General features: G+C 59.6%; 17 protein-coding genes. 4 read left to right on the forward strand and 13 right to left on the reverse strand.

The window, feature by feature from the left end; translation table 11 throughout:
• From BM373_RS07515 to BM373_RS07540, 6 genes are read right to left on the reverse strand one after another with little or no spacing between them, the layout of a single operon-like run.
• Positions 1 to 1,170, reverse strand: coding sequence for an amidase (locus BM373_RS07515; protein WP_090460804.1), 1,170 nt, complete (start codon positions 1,168 to 1,170; stop codon positions 1 to 3).
• Positions 1,171 to 1,185: 15 nt separating this feature from the next.
• Positions 1,186 to 2,196: an ABC transporter ATP-binding protein gene (locus BM373_RS07520; protein WP_090460805.1), complete on the reverse strand. Its 1,011-nt coding sequence runs from the start codon at positions 2,194 to 2,196 to the stop codon at positions 1,186 to 1,188.
• On the reverse strand, positions 2,186 to 3,223 hold the full coding sequence (locus BM373_RS07525) for an ABC transporter ATP-binding protein (RefSeq protein WP_090460806.1): 1,038 nt from the start codon (positions 3,221 to 3,223) through the stop codon (positions 2,186 to 2,188). The genes BM373_RS07520 and BM373_RS07525 overlap by 11 nt, the downstream gene beginning before the upstream one ends.
• A 3-nt stretch (positions 3,224 to 3,226) precedes the next feature.
• Positions 3,227 to 4,120, reverse strand: a complete 894-nt coding sequence (locus BM373_RS07530; protein WP_090460807.1) for an ABC transporter permease — start codon at positions 4,118 to 4,120, stop codon at positions 3,227 to 3,229.
• Between the two features lie 2 nt (positions 4,121 to 4,122).
• Positions 4,123 to 5,076 carry an ABC transporter permease gene (locus BM373_RS07535; protein ID WP_090460808.1) on the reverse strand — a complete coding sequence of 318 codons (954 nt, stop codon included), beginning with the start codon at positions 5,074 to 5,076 and terminating at the stop codon, positions 4,123 to 4,125.
• 20 nt (positions 5,077 to 5,096) lie between these two features.
• Entirely contained in the window at positions 5,097 to 6,752 is a 1,656-nt protein-coding gene (locus BM373_RS07540) for an ABC transporter substrate-binding protein (RefSeq protein WP_090460809.1), read from the reverse strand.
• 318 nt (positions 6,753 to 7,070) lie between these two features.
• On the opposite strand from BM373_RS07540, the gene BM373_RS07545 reads away from it, so the two are divergent.
• Together BM373_RS07545 and BM373_RS07550 are read left to right on the forward strand one after the other, a co-directional pair.
• On the forward strand, positions 7,071 to 8,189 hold the full coding sequence (locus tag BM373_RS07545; RefSeq protein ID WP_090460810.1) for a YbdK family carboxylate-amine ligase: 1,119 nt from the start codon (positions 7,071 to 7,073) through the stop codon (positions 8,187 to 8,189).
• 169 nt (positions 8,190 to 8,358) lie between these two features.
• Positions 8,359 to 8,604: a DUF1158 family protein gene (locus tag BM373_RS07550; protein ID WP_090460811.1), complete on the forward strand. Its 246-nt coding sequence runs from the start codon at positions 8,359 to 8,361 to the stop codon at positions 8,602 to 8,604.
• A 147-nt stretch (positions 8,605 to 8,751) separates the two neighbouring features.
• On the opposite strand, the gene BM373_RS07555 is transcribed toward BM373_RS07550, so the two are convergent.
• Positions 8,752 to 9,093 carry a RamA family antibiotic efflux transcriptional regulator gene (locus BM373_RS07555; RefSeq protein WP_090460812.1) on the reverse strand — a complete coding sequence of 114 codons (342 nt, stop codon included), beginning with the start codon at positions 9,091 to 9,093 and terminating at the stop codon, positions 8,752 to 8,754.
• Between the two features lie 40 nt (positions 9,094 to 9,133).
• On the reverse strand, positions 9,134 to 10,234 hold the full coding sequence (locus BM373_RS07560; RefSeq protein WP_090460813.1) for an MBL fold metallo-hydrolase: 1,101 nt from the start codon (positions 10,232 to 10,234) through the stop codon (positions 9,134 to 9,136).
• Positions 10,235 to 10,426: 192 nt separating this feature from the next.
• On the opposite strand from BM373_RS07560, the gene BM373_RS07565 reads away from it, so the two are divergent.
• Positions 10,427 to 11,008, forward strand: coding sequence for a TetR/AcrR family transcriptional regulator (locus BM373_RS07565; RefSeq protein WP_090460814.1), 582 nt, complete (start codon positions 10,427 to 10,429; stop codon positions 11,006 to 11,008).
• Entirely contained in the window at positions 11,009 to 11,380 is a 372-nt protein-coding gene (locus BM373_RS07570; RefSeq protein ID WP_090460815.1) for an MmcQ/YjbR family DNA-binding protein, read from the forward strand.
• A gap of 16 nt (positions 11,381 to 11,396) precedes the next feature.
• On the opposite strand, the gene BM373_RS07575 is transcribed toward BM373_RS07570, so the two are convergent.
• The 5 genes from BM373_RS07575 to BM373_RS07595 form a co-directional block, all read right to left on the reverse strand.
• Entirely contained in the window at positions 11,397 to 12,260 is an 864-nt protein-coding gene (locus BM373_RS07575) for a DMT family transporter (protein WP_090460816.1), read from the reverse strand.
• Positions 12,261 to 12,279: 19 nt separating this feature from the next.
• Positions 12,280 to 13,260, reverse strand: a complete 981-nt coding sequence (locus tag BM373_RS07580) for a LacI family DNA-binding transcriptional regulator (protein ID WP_090460817.1) — start codon at positions 13,258 to 13,260, stop codon at positions 12,280 to 12,282.
• Positions 13,261 to 13,336: 76 nt separating this feature from the next.
• Positions 13,337 to 14,488: a Gfo/Idh/MocA family protein gene (locus BM373_RS07585; RefSeq protein WP_090460818.1), complete on the reverse strand. Its 1,152-nt coding sequence runs from the start codon at positions 14,486 to 14,488 to the stop codon at positions 13,337 to 13,339.
• Positions 14,481 to 15,551 carry a sugar phosphate isomerase/epimerase family protein gene (locus BM373_RS07590; RefSeq protein WP_090460819.1) on the reverse strand — a complete coding sequence of 357 codons (1,071 nt, stop codon included), beginning with the start codon at positions 15,549 to 15,551 and terminating at the stop codon, positions 14,481 to 14,483. The genes BM373_RS07585 and BM373_RS07590 overlap by 8 nt, the downstream gene beginning before the upstream one ends.
• 15 nt (positions 15,552 to 15,566) lie before the next feature.
• Positions 15,567 to 16,808 carry an MFS transporter gene (locus tag BM373_RS07595; RefSeq protein WP_090460820.1) on the reverse strand — a complete coding sequence of 414 codons (1,242 nt, stop codon included), beginning with the start codon at positions 16,806 to 16,808 and terminating at the stop codon, positions 15,567 to 15,569.
• Between the last annotated feature and the right edge of the window lie 166 nt (positions 16,809 to 16,974).

The following is a 16,974-nucleotide window of genomic DNA, read 5'->3' on the forward strand; positions in this document are numbered from 1 at the left end:
TCATTCTCCTTTCATAAAATTAGTCGCCAGGTCCACCAGCAGGCGGTCGCTGCCGCGTGGCCCCAGAAGCGAAATACCCAAAGGTGCGCCGTTGTGCGTGGCGACCGGAATGTTGACCTGCGGGCGGCGGGTCAGCACGGCGATAAGCAGCAGATCGTGAGAGATACGCCGGGTGACTTCGATCTCCTCCGGGCGGGCGGTGAGCAGCGGCGCGATGTCCGGCACCGTCGGCAGGATCAGGATCCGGTTGCCTAACTGTTCATCCCACCAGGCGCTGAACGCCTCCCGGCGCTGACAGGCGGCGTCAAATTCCGCCGGGGTGACGGCTTTGCCATAAGCAAAGCGCTCTGCCACATCCGGTCCCAGTTGCAGGCCGTACTGTTCGATGGTCTCGCCCTGCGATTGCCAGGCCTCATAGCCCTGAATCTGGCGAAACGCGGTGTATGTTGGTTCGATCTCCGGCAGCGGCGCGGTGAGCGGGTCAATCTCGCCCCATTTTTCCGCCATTTGCGCCATCACTGGTGCGAGCAGCGCTTTGGTGTGATCGGGTAAACGCGCAAAAAGCCCGTCGTGACGCGCCAGTTGCACGCTGTGTTGCGCGGTATCCTGGCCTAATAAGCAGGCTGCCGCTGCGCTGAACGCGTCCGGCGTGCGGGCGAAGAAGCCGCAGGTGTCCATGGTGGCGCACAGCGGCTGGCAGCCCGCGAGCGAAATCCGCCCGTGCGTCGGGCGCAGGCCGTACAGCCCGTAGTAGCTGGCGGGTGTACGCACGGAACCGCCGGTATCGGAGCCAAGGGCGATATCGCACAGGCCGTTCGACACCGCCGACGCCGAACCGGAGGAGGAGCCACCAGGAATGCGATCCGGTGCGGCCCCGTTGCGCGGCGTGCCGTAGTGGATGTTCAGCCCGCTCATTGAGTAGGCCAGCTCGCTGGTGTGGGTTTTGCCGACGAAGCGCGCGCCGCCATCGAGCAGCGCCTGCACCGGGGGCGCGGTGGTGGTTTTGATCCCGGAACGCGCCAGAATATGCGGGTTGCCGCCGCCGGTCGGGTAGCCTGCGACATCAAACAGATCTTTCACCGCAAAGGTGTATCCCGACAGCGGGCCGCTTTCGGCGTGCGGCACAGTGACGAACGGGTAAGGCATAAAAGCACGGGCGTTATCCTGCATACTTAGCTCCTTAAATCAGGCATACGCCTGCTGTACGGGGGTGTCGGTCGCCAGTTCGCGCCAGCGGTGGCAACTGACGACGTGACGTTCAGTGACCTGTTCGGTCGGCGGTTGCATCTGCGTGCAGACGGGTTTGGCGTGCGGGCAGCGGGCGGCAAAGGCGCAGCCGCCGGGGAGATTCGCCAGATCGGGCGGCGAACCGGGAATGCAGTGCAGCGCGACGCCTTTTTTCAGTCCCTCTTTCGGGCGGCTGCCGAGCAGTACCTGGGTATACGGGTGGCGCGGGTGGTTGAGGATCTCGCTTATTGAGGCTTCTTCGACGATGCGCCCGGCGTACATCACCGCCACCCGGTCGGCGATCTCTACCGCCGCGCCGATGTCATGGGTGACGAAAATCACCGACATGCCGCGCTGTTTTTGCTGCTCGCGCAGGAGGATCAGAATCTGAATTTGCACCGTGGCGTCGAGCGCGGTGGTCGGTTCGTCGGCCAGCAGTAGTTGCGGATTACAGGAGAGTGCCAGGGCGATCATCGCCCGCTGGCGCATCCCGCCGGACATTTCATGCGGGTAAGAATCCAGCCGCCGCTCCGGGCTGGGAATGCGCACCTGGCGCAGCGCTTCCAGCGCGCGGGCTTGCGCCTCACGGGTCGATAACCCTTCGTGGCGTTTTAGCCCTTCAACAATTTGCTGCCCGACGGTGTAAACCGGATCGAACGCCAGCAGCGGCTCCTGGAAAATCATCGCGCATTTGCCGCCGCGATAGGTGCGTAGCGCAGAGGCGTTCATCGCCAGCACCGCTTCACCGCCGACGTTCAGGGTGCCGGTGAGAAAGCTGCTTTTTGGCGGGTGCAGGCGCATCAGCGCACGCAGGGTGACGCTTTTCCCGGAACCGGACTCGCCGATCAGCGCCATCACTTCGCCTTTTTGGACGTCAAACGAGACGCCGTTGACGGCATTAACCGTCTGCCCGTCGCGGCGAAATTCAACGTGTAAATCACGGACATGGACATACGATTCAGGCGACATGGCTCACCTCCATTCGCGTCTGGTGCCAGGCGGGATCGCCCTGGGCCATCAGGCAGGCGCTCTGGTGCCCCTGCCCCACGGTTTTAAGCTGCGGTTTGATCTGCGCGCAGGCCGCTTTCGAGTGCGGGCAGCGGGTGTGAAACCGGCAGCCGGACGGCGGTGCAATCGGGCTGGGCGGATCGCCTGAAAGCGGCGAACTGAGGGTGCGGTTGTCGGGGTCCATTGACGGCATCGAGCTTAACAGCGCTTTGGTGTACGGGTGCTGCGCGTCGGTAAACAGCGCTTCCGCCGGGCCGATCTCCACCACTTCGCCGAGATACATCACCAGGATGCGATCCGACAGCCAGCGCACCACGTGCAGATCGTGGCTGATAAACACGTAGGTCAGATTCAGGGTGCGCTTTAACTCTAAAAGCAGTTGCAGCACCTGGGCTTCCACCGATTTATCCAGCGCGGAAACGGCTTCGTCGAGGATCACCAGCCGGGGTTTCATCGCCAGCGCGCGGGCAATGTTGACGCGCTGGCGCTGACCGCCGGAAAGCGCGTGCGGGTAGCGGTGGGCGAAACGCCCCGGTTCAAGGCCGACGTGGGCGAGCAGATAGCGCGCGTAGTCGCGGGCCTCTTTCTGGCTGATGCCGTGTACCCGCTGACCAAACGCGATGCTCTCTTCCATGGTCATGCGCGGGTTGAGGGAGGCGTAGCTGTCCTGAAACACCATCTGCACCTGGCGGCGGTACTCTTTCATCGGCAGGCGCGAGGAGCCCACTTCCTGCCCGTCGAACACCAGTTCGCCGCTGTTCTGGGTCAGAAGCTGCATCAGCAGCCGCGCGGTGGTGGATTTACCGCAGCCGGATTCCCCGACCACGCCGAGGGTTTCGCCTTTTATGACATCAAAGCTGACGCCATCCACCGCCTGCACCACATCTTTGCCCTTACGCGCGCCGGTGTGGAAATGCTTCACCAGATGACTCACCCGCAGCAGTGGCTGTGCCGGGCCGCCGATATCGACATTCTCAAAGGGTTGCATCGCTTACTCCTTGATCGCCATGGCGGCACGCAGACGATCCGCCAGAATGTTAAACGAGATCGAGGTGATGAAAATCATCATCCCCGGCAGTGCTGCCACCCACGGCTGGGTGTAAATGGCGGTGCGCAGCGTGTTGAGCATCAGGCCCCACTCCGGCTCCGGCGGGCGCACGCCAAGGCCGAGAAACGACAGGCCGGAGGCTAAAATCATGCACACCGAAATCAGCCCGGTGGAGAAGACAAAAATCGGCCCTAATACGTTGCCGAGCACCTGCACGCGGATGATGGTGAAAGCGCTGGCCCCGGTCGCCCGCGCGGCGTCGATGTAGTCCATATGCCGGACCTGAGCGGTGACGCTTTCAGCGATGCGCGCCACCTGCGGCACGAACACCAGCGTCAGCGAGAGCAGTGCGTTACCCACGCCCGCCCCCATCGCGCCGGAGAGCGCAATCGCCAGCAGCACTGACGGGAAGGCGTAGAAAATATCGATGGTGCGCATGATCAGGGTGTTGGTTTTGCCCCCGGCGTACCCGGCGATAATGCCGATCGCCCCGCCGATAAAAAAGGCGAACACCACCGGCATGATACCCATAAACAGCGACAGGCGGGTGCCGAGGATAAGCCTTGAGAGCATGTCGCGCCCCAGTTCATCGGAGCCTAATAAAAAGCCGTCGGTGCCGATGGGTTTTAAGCGCAGGAACATTGAGGTCTGGTACGGGTCCTTGACGATAAGCCACGGGCCAAACAGCGCCAGGGCCAGCAGCAGCAGAATAATGCTGCCGACCAGCATCCCGGTGGGGTCGCGCAAAAGCCTTGCGAACACCCCGCGCCAGTACCCCTCCACCGCCGGTTGTGCAGCCGTTGCGGTCATCATTTTTGGCGTTACGGTATCGACCATGTTTAGCTCCTCTTAATGCGTGGATCGAGGGCGGTTTGCAGGACATCCACCAGTAAATTGAGCAGGACGAAGAACAGCGCCAGTACCCAGATGGTGCCCTGTAACAGCGGCAAATCGCGCTGGAAGATCGCCGTGTTGAGCAGAAGCCCGGTGCCGGGCCAGGAGAAGACGGTTTCCACCAGAATGGAGCCGCCCATCAGGTAGCCGACCTGTAAACCCATGACCGCCAGCGCCGTGGGCGCGGCGTTTTTGACCACGTGCAGGAAGATGCGCGATTCGTTGAGACCGCGCGCCCGCAGGCCGACGATAAACTCCTGGCTGAGGATCTCCGCCACCTGCGAGCGCACCGTGCGGGCGATGATCCCGGTGGGGATCACCGACAGCGTAAAAGCGGGCAGTACCATAAATTGCAGGTATTCCCAGCTCCACTGCCAGCCGTCGCCGCCAATCGGCCCGCCGCCCGTTGCGGGCAGCACGGAGAGCTTCACGCAGAAGACGATCACCAGCAGCATCCCGAGCCAGTAGTGCGGCACGCTGACGCCGAACACCGAGAGCACCGAGGCGATGCGGTCGATAATGCTGTTGCGAAAGTAGCCCGCCACGAAGCCGAACAGACTGCCGAGCACGAAGCCGATCAGGGTCGCCAGCAGCGCGAGGCGCAGCGAGTAAGTCACGGCGGTCATCACTTCGCTGATCACCGGACGCCCGGTGGCAACGGACATGCCTAAATCGCCCTGAAGCGCGCGCCATAACCAGTGCATAAACTGCACCGGCAGCGGCTTATCAAACCCGTAGGCCTGCATCAGGGTGTGGCGTAACGCTTCGGATGCATCCGGCGGCATCACCGACACCAGCGGGTCACCCGGCGCGATTTGCACCAGCAGAAAACAGATCACCGCGACGCCGAGCATGGTCGGCACGGCAAGCAGGATGCGATACATGAGTGTGGTAAGCATGTGGCTTCTCCTCGTGGCGGTTACTCTTTTTTACTGACCAGGCTGAGGTCGATAAACCAGCTTTGCGGCTGCACCACGCCCGTTACCGCAGGCGAAATGGCGCGCGGGCCAACGTCGTGGGCGACAAACAGGAACGGCACCTGATCCACCAGCGCGGCGTGCAGTTCACCTGCGGCTTTGTCCATCTCCGCCGGGGTAAACGCGTGTTTCACGGCGGTCGCCAGTTTTTCGGTTTCCGGGGTGGTGAAGAAGCCCCAGTTGGTGGCGGTCGGCGGGAAGGCTTTTTCGGTGGCGAAGCGGATCATGCCGAAGTACGGGTCGTTCACCGCCGCGCTGACGTTAATGGCGTTGATGCCCGCTGCCGCCGGATCTTTCGCCCCCAGACGCCAGTTGGTGAACAGCGTGTTCCATTCGGTCACTTTGATATCGACGTTAAAGAAGCAGCTTTTCAGGCTTTGCTGGATGTATTCGTTCATCGGCAGCGGCTGCATCTGGCCGGAACCGGAGGCGGAGGTGGCGACCGTCACCTGTAAAGGTTTGCTTTCGCTGTAGCCCGCTTCGGTCATCAGTTTGCGGGCGGTGTCCGGGTCATATTTGATCTGGAACGTCGGCTTGCCGCGCCACGGGTTGCCCTCTTCGTAAACGCCCGTTGCTTCGGTCATGTAGCCGCCGAGATAGCTTTTCAGCTCGGCGCGGTTGAGGCACAGGTTGGCGGCTTTACGCACGCGGATGTCCTTCCACGGCGATCCTTCGAGGAACGAGAACTGCCACGGCCACAGATGCGGCTGGGTGTTGGCGTAGATTTTGAAACCCTGGGATTTGATTTGATCCACCGCGTCCGGCGCGGGCGCTTCGATCCAGTCCACCTGTTTTGACAGCAGCGCGGCGGTGCGGGCGTTAGCTTCCGGCAGCGGGATCAGCACCACTTTGTCGACTTTTGGCACCCGATCTTTATTCCAGTAGTCGGCGTTTTTGGTGAGGATCAGTTGCTGGCGCGGCACCAGTTTTTCCAGTTTGAACGGACCGCTGCCCACCGCCTGCGAAGCAAAGGTGGTCCACGCCTGTTTGCTGCGCGCGGCGGTGTCGCCGGCCGATTCCGGTACGGCGGCGTAGATTTTTTCCCACGCGGTCGGCGAGACGATAAACAGGTTGGTGATGTTGTACGGCAGCAGCGCGTCCGGCTCGGAGGTGGTGAGCGCAACGGTGCTGTCATCGATTTTTTCTGCCCCGGTCAGCGTCGGCATACGTGACAGCGTGTTGCCAATCTGCCCCGGCGCGTACTGCGGCGCGGCTTTATCCAGCACTTTACCGACGTTCCAGACAATCGCATCGGCGTTAACCAGGGTGCCATCGTGGAACTTCACGTCGGGACGCAGTTTGAAGATCCAGCGCCGCTGATTTTGCGGATCGACGTGCCATTCCGTCGCCAGCCCCGGTACCACGCCGCTCGGCTTTTCGCCCTGCGACAGGTCCCACTCCACCAGCGCGTCATATAAAGGAATGCCGGTAAAGCGGTTGCCTTCATAGCCCTGATCCGGCTGGCCGAGCGTTAACGGAATATCCGCCGCCGTCATCGCAATGCGTAGCGTGGAGGCGTCTGCCTGCGCCGCGCTAAATAAAGAGAAAGCCCCAATAACGGCCAGACAGCATTTATTCAGTGAAGATGATTTCAGCATTGCGTTATCCCTGTTAAAGAGTCGAGATAATTAACAGGCAAGATGCATACCAGGTTGAATAAATAAGAATTTATGTCATTAAAGGCGGGAAATATCAGAAGATATTATAGCCATACCTTAATATGACCTTTAAGAAATAACCATTGGTTATATTTTGAATTGAGGGCGCACTTGATTCGGGAAATATGTTGCAGAAATGCACCATGGGCTCACCCTCACCCCGGCCCTCTCCCTGAGGGAGAGGGTCGGGGTGAGGGTAAAAGTGACAGCCTCAATCCCCGACTATACTCACAGAAACAACGACAAGGAGAGTGAGCTATGCCCCTGCCCGATTTTCATGTGTCCGATCCTTTTACCCTGGGTATTGAACTGGAGCTTCAGGTGGTTAACCCACCGGGCTATGACTTAAGCCAGGACTCTTCCAAACTTATCGACGCGGTGAAATCCCAGGTCAAAGCGGGCGAAGTGAAGCACGACATCACCGAAAGTATGCTGGAGATCGCTACCGGGGTGTGCGCCGACATTCATCAGGCCGCTAACCAGTTTTCCGCTATGCAGCAGATCATTTTGCGGGCGGCGGCAGAGCATCATTTGCAGATTTGCGGCGGCGGGACGCACCCTTTCCAGAAATGGCAGCGTCAGGAAGTCTGCAACGATGAGCGCTATCATCGCACGCTGGCGATGTTTGGCTATCTGGTGCAGCAGGCAACGGTGTTTGGTCAGCATGTGCACGTCGGCTGCCAGAACGGTGACGACGCGATTTACCTGATGCATGGCCTGTCGCGCTTTGTGCCGCATTTTATTGCCCTCGGCGCGGCGTCGCCTTATATGCAGGGCGCGGATACGCAATTTGCTTCGTCGCGGCTCAATATTTTCTCCGCTTTCCCGGACAACGGCCATGCGCCGTGGGTGTCGAACTGGTCGGAATTTGAAGGACTGTTTCGCCGCCTGAGCTACACCAGCATGATCGACAGCATTAAAGATCTGCACTGGGATATTCGCCCCAGCCCGCATTTTGGCACGGTGGAAGTACGGGTGATGGATACCCCGCTGACGCTGGCCCACGCGGTGAATGTCGCCGGATTTATTCAGGCTATCTCCCACTGGCTGCTGGCGGAGCGGCCTTTCAAAATGCAGGAGCGCGATTATTTGCTGTATAAATTCAATCGATTCCAGGCGTGCCGGTTTGGTTTTGACGGCGTGCTGACGGATGTGCATACCGGCGCGCAGGTGACGATTAAGGACGATATTGAGCAACTGCTGGAGAAGATTGCGCCCTATGCGGATAAGCTGAAAGCCGGTAGCGCGATTGCGGAGATCGGCCAGTTTGTGCGTCGCGGCAAGAGCGAAGCGCAACTGATGCGGGATTTTGTCGCGGACGGCGGATCGCTGTTTGGGCTGGTGGAGAAACATGCGGAGATTTGGGCGTCGCGGTGAGGTGGGGAGATCCCCTCACCCCGGCCCTCTCCCCCAGGAGAGGGGGAAAGGCGAGTCCGTGCTCGATCTGTCCCCTCTCCCCTGGGGAGAGGGTTAGGGTGAGGGGTCAACTCTTGTGCTCCCCCGCCGTTTCCCGGACAATCGCCTTTTAACTGACGATTAACATCCAATGAAACATCCCCTTGAATCCCTGATGACCGCGGCAGGTATTTTACTGCTGGCGTTCCTCTCCTGCCTGCTGCTCCCCGCGCCTGCGCCGGGTGGGGCGGTGGTGCAGCACCTTATCGCTCTTTTCCATCTGGTTGACGCCAGCCAGTTTTATACCCTGCTGTTCTGCCTGTGGTTCTTGCTGCTCGGCGTGCTGGAGTATGTGGTTATTCGCTTCGTCTGGCGGCGCTGGTTTTCACTCCGGTAAAATCCCCCTCACCCTAACCCTCTCCCGCCGGGAGAGGGGACAGCTCGAGTGCGGGCTTGCCCTTCCCCCTCACCCGGCCACAGATCGGGCGCGGGCTCGCTTTTCTCCCTCTCCCTCAGGGAGAGGGCCGGGGTGAGGGTGAGAAACTCAGTGCGTCTGCACGTGATTCTCTCTGCGGTACGCGCCGGGCGGCTGATTAAAGGTGCGGGTGAAAATCCGCGTAAAGGTCTGCTGCGAATCAAACCCATACTTCAGGCAAATATCGTAAACCTTCTGGTCTGACTCGCGCAGATCGCGGGCGGCGAGAAGCAGTTTACGCTCGCGTATATAGCGCCCCAGACTCTCCCCTTTGTAATGCATAAACAGCCGTTGCAGGTGCCACTTCGAATAGCCAGCGTGACGGGCGATGTCGTCAATACGCAATGGCTGGTGCAGGTTGTCGTCGATCCACTCGACGATGGTGTCGATAACCTGAGCGGAAATTGTCATGCTACTCCCCCCTCTGCCCTTCGATTGTCATGAGAATGTTTTATTGCCACCAGGCGCTGAACTGCTGCGACGCATCAGCCGCATGAACAGGTTCGCCCAGTCGCGGTGTGAGTAGCCGGTAGTTGCGGCCTTCACTGGCGGCAGCCAGCCGTTTGTACGGATCGTCCCAGGTGTGTTTTGCCAGCACGAAGCGCCCGGAATGCCCCGGTAAAATCGCGCGGGCATTGAGATCCACCGCCGCCTGCGCGGTTTCCTCCGGCATCATGTGGATGTACTTCCAGTCCTCGTCGTACTGACCGTTTTCCAGAATCGCTAAATCCACGCTGCCAAACTGCTCGCCGATGGCTTTGAAATGCGGGCCGTAGCCGGTGTCGCCGCTGTAGTAGACCTTGCGCTGTGGCGTCACGAACATAAAACTGCCCCACAGGGTCTGGTTACGCTTTAAGCCGCGCCCGGAAAAATGTCGCGCGGGCAGGACGTGAATGCTTAACGCGTCGTTGATTTTTACCGTCTGGTTCCAGTCCGCCTCGTGGATAATTTCCGGGCGCATGCCCCAGTAGCGCAGGTGCGATCCGACGCCAAGCGGCGTCACCACGCGCTTCACTTTCGGTAACAGCGCTTTGATGGTGGCGTAGTCGAGGTGATCGTAGTGATCGTGGGAGATGATCAGCACGTCGATGTCGGGCATCGCCTGTGCTTTCCACGGATACTCGCCCGAAAAAGCTTTATTGAGAAAAGAGAACGGCGCGGCGTAATTGCTGAAGACCGGATCGATTAAAATCCGCTGGCCGGCAAGCTGCATATACCACGACGAGTGCCCGAGCCAGACAACGGTGTCCTCCCCAACTGGCAGAGCCGCCAGATCGGTGGCGACCATCGGCAGCGGCTGCACGGGACGCGCGTTTTCGCGTTTGGTAAATAAAAACTCCCACCACGCCGCCAGCATATTTTTGCTGCCGGTAAAACCTGGCGTCGGTAAGGCGTTATGAAACTGGCCGTCACGATAGTGCGGCGATTTTTCCACTTCACTGAGCTGCGCGCCCTGCGGCGGCTGGCCAAAACCGGCATTCAGAACAAAAGGTAAACTGGCTGCTGCGGCAATTAACATGACAAAAACCACGCTGAAAATGAGACGCTTCATAGTCCGGCCCAAAAAAAATCGTCCCTTTCCATTGGAACGATAGCGGTAAACTTGATTATGAGTGAGTAAGCACTCATTATAGAAAGGCGATGAAAGTCGTCAAGGTGATTTTCAAACTTTGACGCAGCGCGTTGCGATGTGCCGTTCGGCATGATTCAATCAGGGTTTTTGCCCAAAGTGAGGAAATGTGTAGTGGCTCGTCCTAAGAGTGAAGATAAGAAACAGGCGTTACTGGAAGCGGCGACCATCGCCTTTGCGCAATCGGGGATCACCGCCTCCACCGCGTTAATCGCCCGCAATGCTGGCGTGGCGGAAGGCACGCTGTTTCGTTACTTTGCTACCAAAGACGATCTGCTTAACGTGCTGTATGTGCATCTGAAGTCCGATCTGTGCAGCGCGATGCTCTCCGATCTGGACCGCACGCAGACCGACGCCAAAGCCCTCACCCGTCATATCTGGAACAGCTATATCGACTGGGGAATTCGCAATCCTACCGGGCACCGCGCCATTCGCCAGCTGGCGGTGAGCGAGAAAATTACCTGCGCCACGCAGCAAAAAGTGGATGAACTGTTCCCGGAAGTGCGTGAGATGTGCCACCGTTCGGTGATGCCGGTGTTTTTATCGGAAGAGTTCCGTCTGTTTGGCGATGCGATGTTCCTGTCGCTGGCGGAAACCACCATGGAATTTGCCAGCCGCGAACCTGAGCGCGCGGTGGATTTCAAAGCCCACGGTTTTGAAGCCATGTGGCGCGCGCTGTCAGTGGGTGACGCGTAAATGGACAGCCAGGCGCTGCAACAGTGCGCGCACCGGGTGGCGCTGGAATTGCCCTTTACCGATCACTGCTGGCCGTTTGGCCCGGAGGCCGAGGTGTTTAAGGTCAACGGCAAAATTTTTATGATGACATTCAGCGCGCGCGGCCGCCCGATGGTGCTGGTCAAAGCCGATCCGCAAAAATCCCTGCTGAATCAACAGATCTACAAAAGCATTGAGCCGGGTTATCACATGAATAAAAAACACTGGATGTCGATTTACGCCGGGGACGATATCACCCCGGCGCTGGTTGAAGATCTGGTGCTGGATTCGTGGGATCTGGTGGTGAACGGCCTGTCGCAAAAAGCACAAAAACGCCTTCGCCCCGAGCGTTAATTACCCATTCAGAAACTCATCCCGGCAGTTTTTTCACCATCCGCCAGCGGAACCAGATTTGCGCCACCAGAATCAGCACGCCGCCGATGATTTTCTGCATCGGCAGTCGTTCGGCGTACCACAGCGAGGCGGCAATCACCGTCAACAGCGGTTCCAGCACCATAATGATCGCCGCGCTCGCCACGGCTGCGTGCTTCTGTCCCTGCAATTGCAGGCCGAAACGCAGCGCGGTGGCGATAAAAATGCTGGCGACCAGCCACCCGGCGGTGGTGGCAGTGAATGGCTGATCCCAGGACTCAAACAGAAGCGAGAGCACCAGCCCGGTCACGCCGGTCATCGCCAGTTGCGCGGTGGTCAGCGGGATCAGCGGCACTTCGCGGGCGGCGCGGCTGGTGTAGCAAAACGAGATCGACTGCACGAAGGCCGTGAGCAAAAACCAGCCCTGGCTGGCGTGAAAGGTAATCGGCACGTGCAGGCTTAACAGCCCCAGGCCGACAATCGCCAGCGGCAAACACTCCCAGTAAGCGCGGGCCGGGCGCACGCCCATCATCCCCCACGCCACCAGCGGCACAAACAGCATCGAGAGGCTCATGATAAACGCCCCCTCACCCAGCGACGGCGTGACCGACACCGACCAGATCCACAGCACCATGGTCAGCGCCAGCCACGCGCCGCTGATCAGCACCTGTTTTAACTGCGCGCGCGGAATGTGCTGGCCGCGACAAAACGGCAGCAGCACCAGCGCGCCGCCGCAAAATCGCAGCGCGAGGAAAGCGAAAACCGGCATACCGGAGATGGATTCGCGGGAAAATATCCAGCCGCAGGCGGCAATGAGGGTGGTTAAGACTAAAAAGAGATCTGCTTGTCGCTGCCGGTTCACCGGTGTGCTCCCTGAAAAACTACGCGCTAAGGCGAGAAATGTAATGCCAGTCCATCATCACCCGTTCGGTGGGGGAATCCGGATTATCAATTTTTTTGAGCAGTAAACCGACCGCTTTGCGCCCGATCTCCTGCGACGGCTGCTCGATGGTGCTGAGCGGCGGCGACACCATCTCCGCAAGCGAGGTGCCGTCAAAACCCACCACCGCGATATCTTCCGGGATCGAAAGCCCGGCCTGGGAAATCGCCAGCATTGCGCCTGCGGCGAGGGTGTCGGAGACGGCAAATACCGCGTCCGGGCGCACGCTGGCGTTAAGCAGTTTTTCCATCGCCGATTTGCCCGCGCTGAAACTCAGCTCGCTGGCGTACTCCACTGCCGAGTATTCAAGTTGCTGAACGTGCAGCCCGGTTTTGTAGCCGCGCTCGCGCAGACGGGCATATTTATAGCTTAAATCATGGTTGATGAGGGCGATGCGCTGGCTTCCGCGTTCAGCCAGGCGCTCAATCACATTTTGCGCGGCGTCCACGTCGTTAATTCCCACGCAGGAGACATCGCCGGAGTCGGCGTATTCGGCGCACTGCACCCACGGGGCCTGGCCAATCAGGGCGGTCAGTTCGGGGAGTTTGCTGAAGGCGTCCATGGTGATAATGCCATCGACGATTTTACCGGAAAGCAGTTTCAGCGCCGATTTGGAGCGTTTAACGTCCGAACCGGAATTACACAGCAGAATGCGGTAGCCGTTTTTCTCCGCCTCTTCTTCGATCCCTTTCACCACTTCGGCGCAAAAGGGGTTGCCGATATTCGACACCAGCACGAGGATCATGTAACTGCGCGCGGTGCGTAGCTGGCGGGCTAACAGGTTGGGCTGGTAGTTACTCTCTTTAATCGCCTGAAGGACGCGCTCGCGGTTCTTCGGTTTGACGGATTCGCTGTGATTGAGCACACGCGATACCGTGGCGACCGATACCCCAGCCAGACGGGCGATTTTCTGAATTGACATGACGACGACACATCCTGCGGTTAGCGCTTTGTTGCAGGCTACCACAAATTTACAGCCCGGCGAACCGGGCTGTGTTTCAGGAGCCGACCTTCACCCAGCGCTGTTGCTGGTGACTTTTCACAATCGCATCAATGATGAACATCACGCTGGCCCCCTCATGAAACGAAGCAAATTTCGCCTCGCCCGCCGGGGGCATGTTGCCTGCATGCACCGCCAGGTAGAAGTGCAGCATCATGTTTTTGAAGGCGTCCGGCCAGCCTTCAATGTGACCGCCGGGGAAATGCGCGCTGGCGGCGACATCGCGCGCCATCAGGCCGGGGTCATCGGTCAGGATCTGATTGGGCTGGCTGCGGTGTCCAATCCAGAGCTGCTGCGGCACTTCCTGATCCCAACCCAGTGAGCACTCACTACCGTTGATTTCAAAGCTGAGGCGGTTTTTGCGCCCGGCGCTCACCTGCGACACGCTGAAACAACCTTTGCTGCCGTCGTCAAAGCGCACCAGCACCGAGCCTGCGTCTTCGGTATTGACCGGTTTGTCTTCGTACTGCGCGTCATCCGTCGCGGCGCTGAAGGTCGCGCTGCCATTGGTGCGGGCTTTGCGCGTCGGCCAGACGATAGCCAGATCCGCCATCACCTCAACAATGCGCCGCCCGGTCACGAACTGGAGCGTGTCGCACCAGTGGGAGCCGATATCCGCCACCGCCCGCGACAGACCGCCCATCGCCGCGTCCACCCGCCAGTTGTAGTCGGTTTCCAGTAGCATCCAGTCCTGCAAATAGCTGCCGTAGACCGAAAACTGCCGTCCGAGCTGCCCGTGACGCTGCATACTGGCAGCCTGCTGCACCATCGCAAACTGGCGGTAAACAAAGCTGACGCCGTGCACCACGCCCGCCGATTCCGCCAGCGCCACCAGTTCGCGCGCTTCCTCCGGCGTCATGCACAGCGGTTTTTCGGAAAAGACATGCTTCCCGGCGCGCAGGATCTGCCGGTTGATGTCGGCATGAAGATGATTCGGCGTGCAGTTGTGCACCACGTCCAGCCCCGGATGCGCCAGCAAATCCTCCACCGCGCCATAAGCATGGGGCACATTGAGCGCGCGCGCTTTTTCTTCAGCCGACGACAGCGAGTGATCGCACAGCGCCACCACCTGCACAAAGCCTAAGCGACGCAGGGCTTCGATGTGCGCCGGGCCGATAAAACCGCTGCCGATAATGCCGACGTTAATCATGGGCGTCTCCTGCAAGACCCAGCATACGGCGCACGCTGGCGCGGTCTTCGCTGCCTGCGGCGAAATCATCAAACGCGCGTTCCGACACCGGAATAATATGGCGGCGGATAAACTCGCAGCCCTCCCGCGCCCCGGCGTCGCCCTGCTTCAGGCAGCATTCCCACTCCAGCACCGCCCAGCCGCTGTAATCGTACTGGGTCAGCTTGCTGAAAATAGCGCTAAAGTCGATTTGCCCGTCGCCCGGTGAACGAAAACGCCCGGCACGGTCGATCCACGGCTGGTAGCCGCCGTACGCGCCGCTGCGTCCGTTGATCCGGTATTCAGCATCTTTAACGTGAAAGGCTTTAATTCGCGCGTGATAGCGGTCGATAAAGGCCAGATAGTCAATCTGCTGGAGCAGCAAATGGCTGGGATCAAAAAGCATGTTGCAGCGCGGGTGATGGTCCACAAGCTGGAGAAAACGCTCAAACGTGGCCCCGTCGTGCAGATCTTCGCCGGGATGGATCTCGTAGCAGAGATCGACGCCGTGCTCGTCAAAACAGTCGAGGATCGGCTTCCAGCGGGCGGCCAGCTCCTTAAACGCCTCGTCTAACAGTAGCGCGTTGTGCGGCGGCCACGGGTAGAAGTATGGCCACGCCAGCGCGCCGGAAAAGGTGGCGTGCGCATTCAGCCCAAGCCGGGCCGAAGCGCGTGCCGCCTGTTTGAGTTTCTCCGTGGCCCACGCCTGGCGCGCCGCCGGATTGCCGCGCACGGCGTCCGGCGCAAAACCGTCGAACGCCGCGTCGTAGGCCGGGTGCACCGCAATCAACTGCCCTTCCAGGTGGGTGGAGAGTTCGCTGATCACCAGCCCGTGCGCGGCGAGCGTGGCGAGGATCTCATCGCAGTAATCCTGACTTTCTGCGGCCTTTTCCAGATCGAAAATCGCCGGATGGTTACAGGGAATTTGCAGGGCTTTGTACCCCAGCGACGCCGCCCACTCCGCCAGTCCTTCCAGCGTGTTAAAGGGCGGCTGCCCGTCGATGAACTGCGACAAAAAGATGCCCGGTCCCTGAATTGTTTTCATACCACCTCCCAAAGCTTAAGCGTGTTCTTTATCGTCATATTTAAACGAGAACAGGAAAATCAGCGCGATAGCCGCCGCTGCAAACGCCGGGATCCACCAGAAGGTGACCCAGGCTTCCGGTACGGCCTGCCCGGCCACCAGACGGTTATAGAGCGCGCCGGAAATCTGCGAGCCGAGCAGCATCCCGATGCCGTAAGTGAACATCACAATCATGCTTTGTGCCTGGCCTTTGACCTTCTCACCCGCGACGCGGTCGGTGTAGATAAAGCCCACCACGAAGAAGAAGTCATAGCAGATCCCGTGCAGCAGGATGCCGAGATAGAGCAGGAAGCGCGCTTCTTCATTCACGCCGAGCGCAAAGAAGGCGTAGCGCACAAACCAGGCGAACATGCCGATCAGCAGCATGTATTTCACGCCCAGGCGACGGAACAGCAGCGGGATCACCAGCATGAAGACGATTTCTGACATCTGCCCGAAGGACATTGCGGTGCTGACATCCCCCACGCCTGCATCGGCCAGATATGACGCGGTGTAGGCGTAATAGGTGCCGAGCGGGACGGAAATCAGCATGGCGCAGACGGAGAAGACGAAGAAGTGGCGGGTTTTGAGCAGCGCGAACGCGTCGGCGCAGAAGAGATCGCGCACCTGAACCGGCAGACCTTTTGCCGGCGCGGGCGTGTGCGGCAGCGTCAGGCTGTAAATGGCCAGCAGGACAGAGCTAATCGCGGCGACCATAAAAATGCCGGTGCTGGAGGCGATGCCGGTCACACCGATGAAAATCCCCGCCACGATCCAGCCGATGGTGCCGAACACGCGCACCACCGGGAAGGTTTTGTCGATGTTGGCGAGGCTGTGGAAGGCGATGTTATTGGTTAAGGCCAGCGTCGGCATGTAGCAGAGCGTGTAGCCAAACAGCAGGCCGATGAGCAGCGCGCCGTTTTGCGCCACCAGCGCCTGCGGGACGAACCATAAAATCACCGCGCCCACGAGGTGCATCACCGCCATCACCTTTTGCGAGGCGAAGAAGCGGTCGACCAGCATACCGAGAACGAACGGCGAGAGGATCGAGGCGATGGGACCGGCGGAGAACGCATCGCCGATCAGAAGCGCCATGTTGTGTTGGGTCATGACCAGCCCGAGGGTGACGGACCAGCTTCCCCAGATGAAAAACTGTAAGAACATCATCAGCGACAGCCGGGGAACCAGAAGCCGGTGCTGTGCCAACTGACCTGTGCTGTGTGCGGTTGTTGACGTCATTTTTTTGCCTCACTTTTAAAAAGTAATCGATTACAAATCGTCGTCAGATGAAAAGTAATCGATTACAAAAAGGTTTTCCTGCGGATCGAATAGGATCTGGGAGGGGGATCACGATAAATGTTTGGCCGGGGAAAAAGCCCCCTCACCCCGGCCCTCTCCCCTGGGG

This window comes from Enterobacter sp. kpr-6, from assembly GCF_900116015.1.
Taxonomy (GTDB): Bacteria; Pseudomonadota; Gammaproteobacteria; order Enterobacterales; family Enterobacteriaceae; genus Enterobacter_D.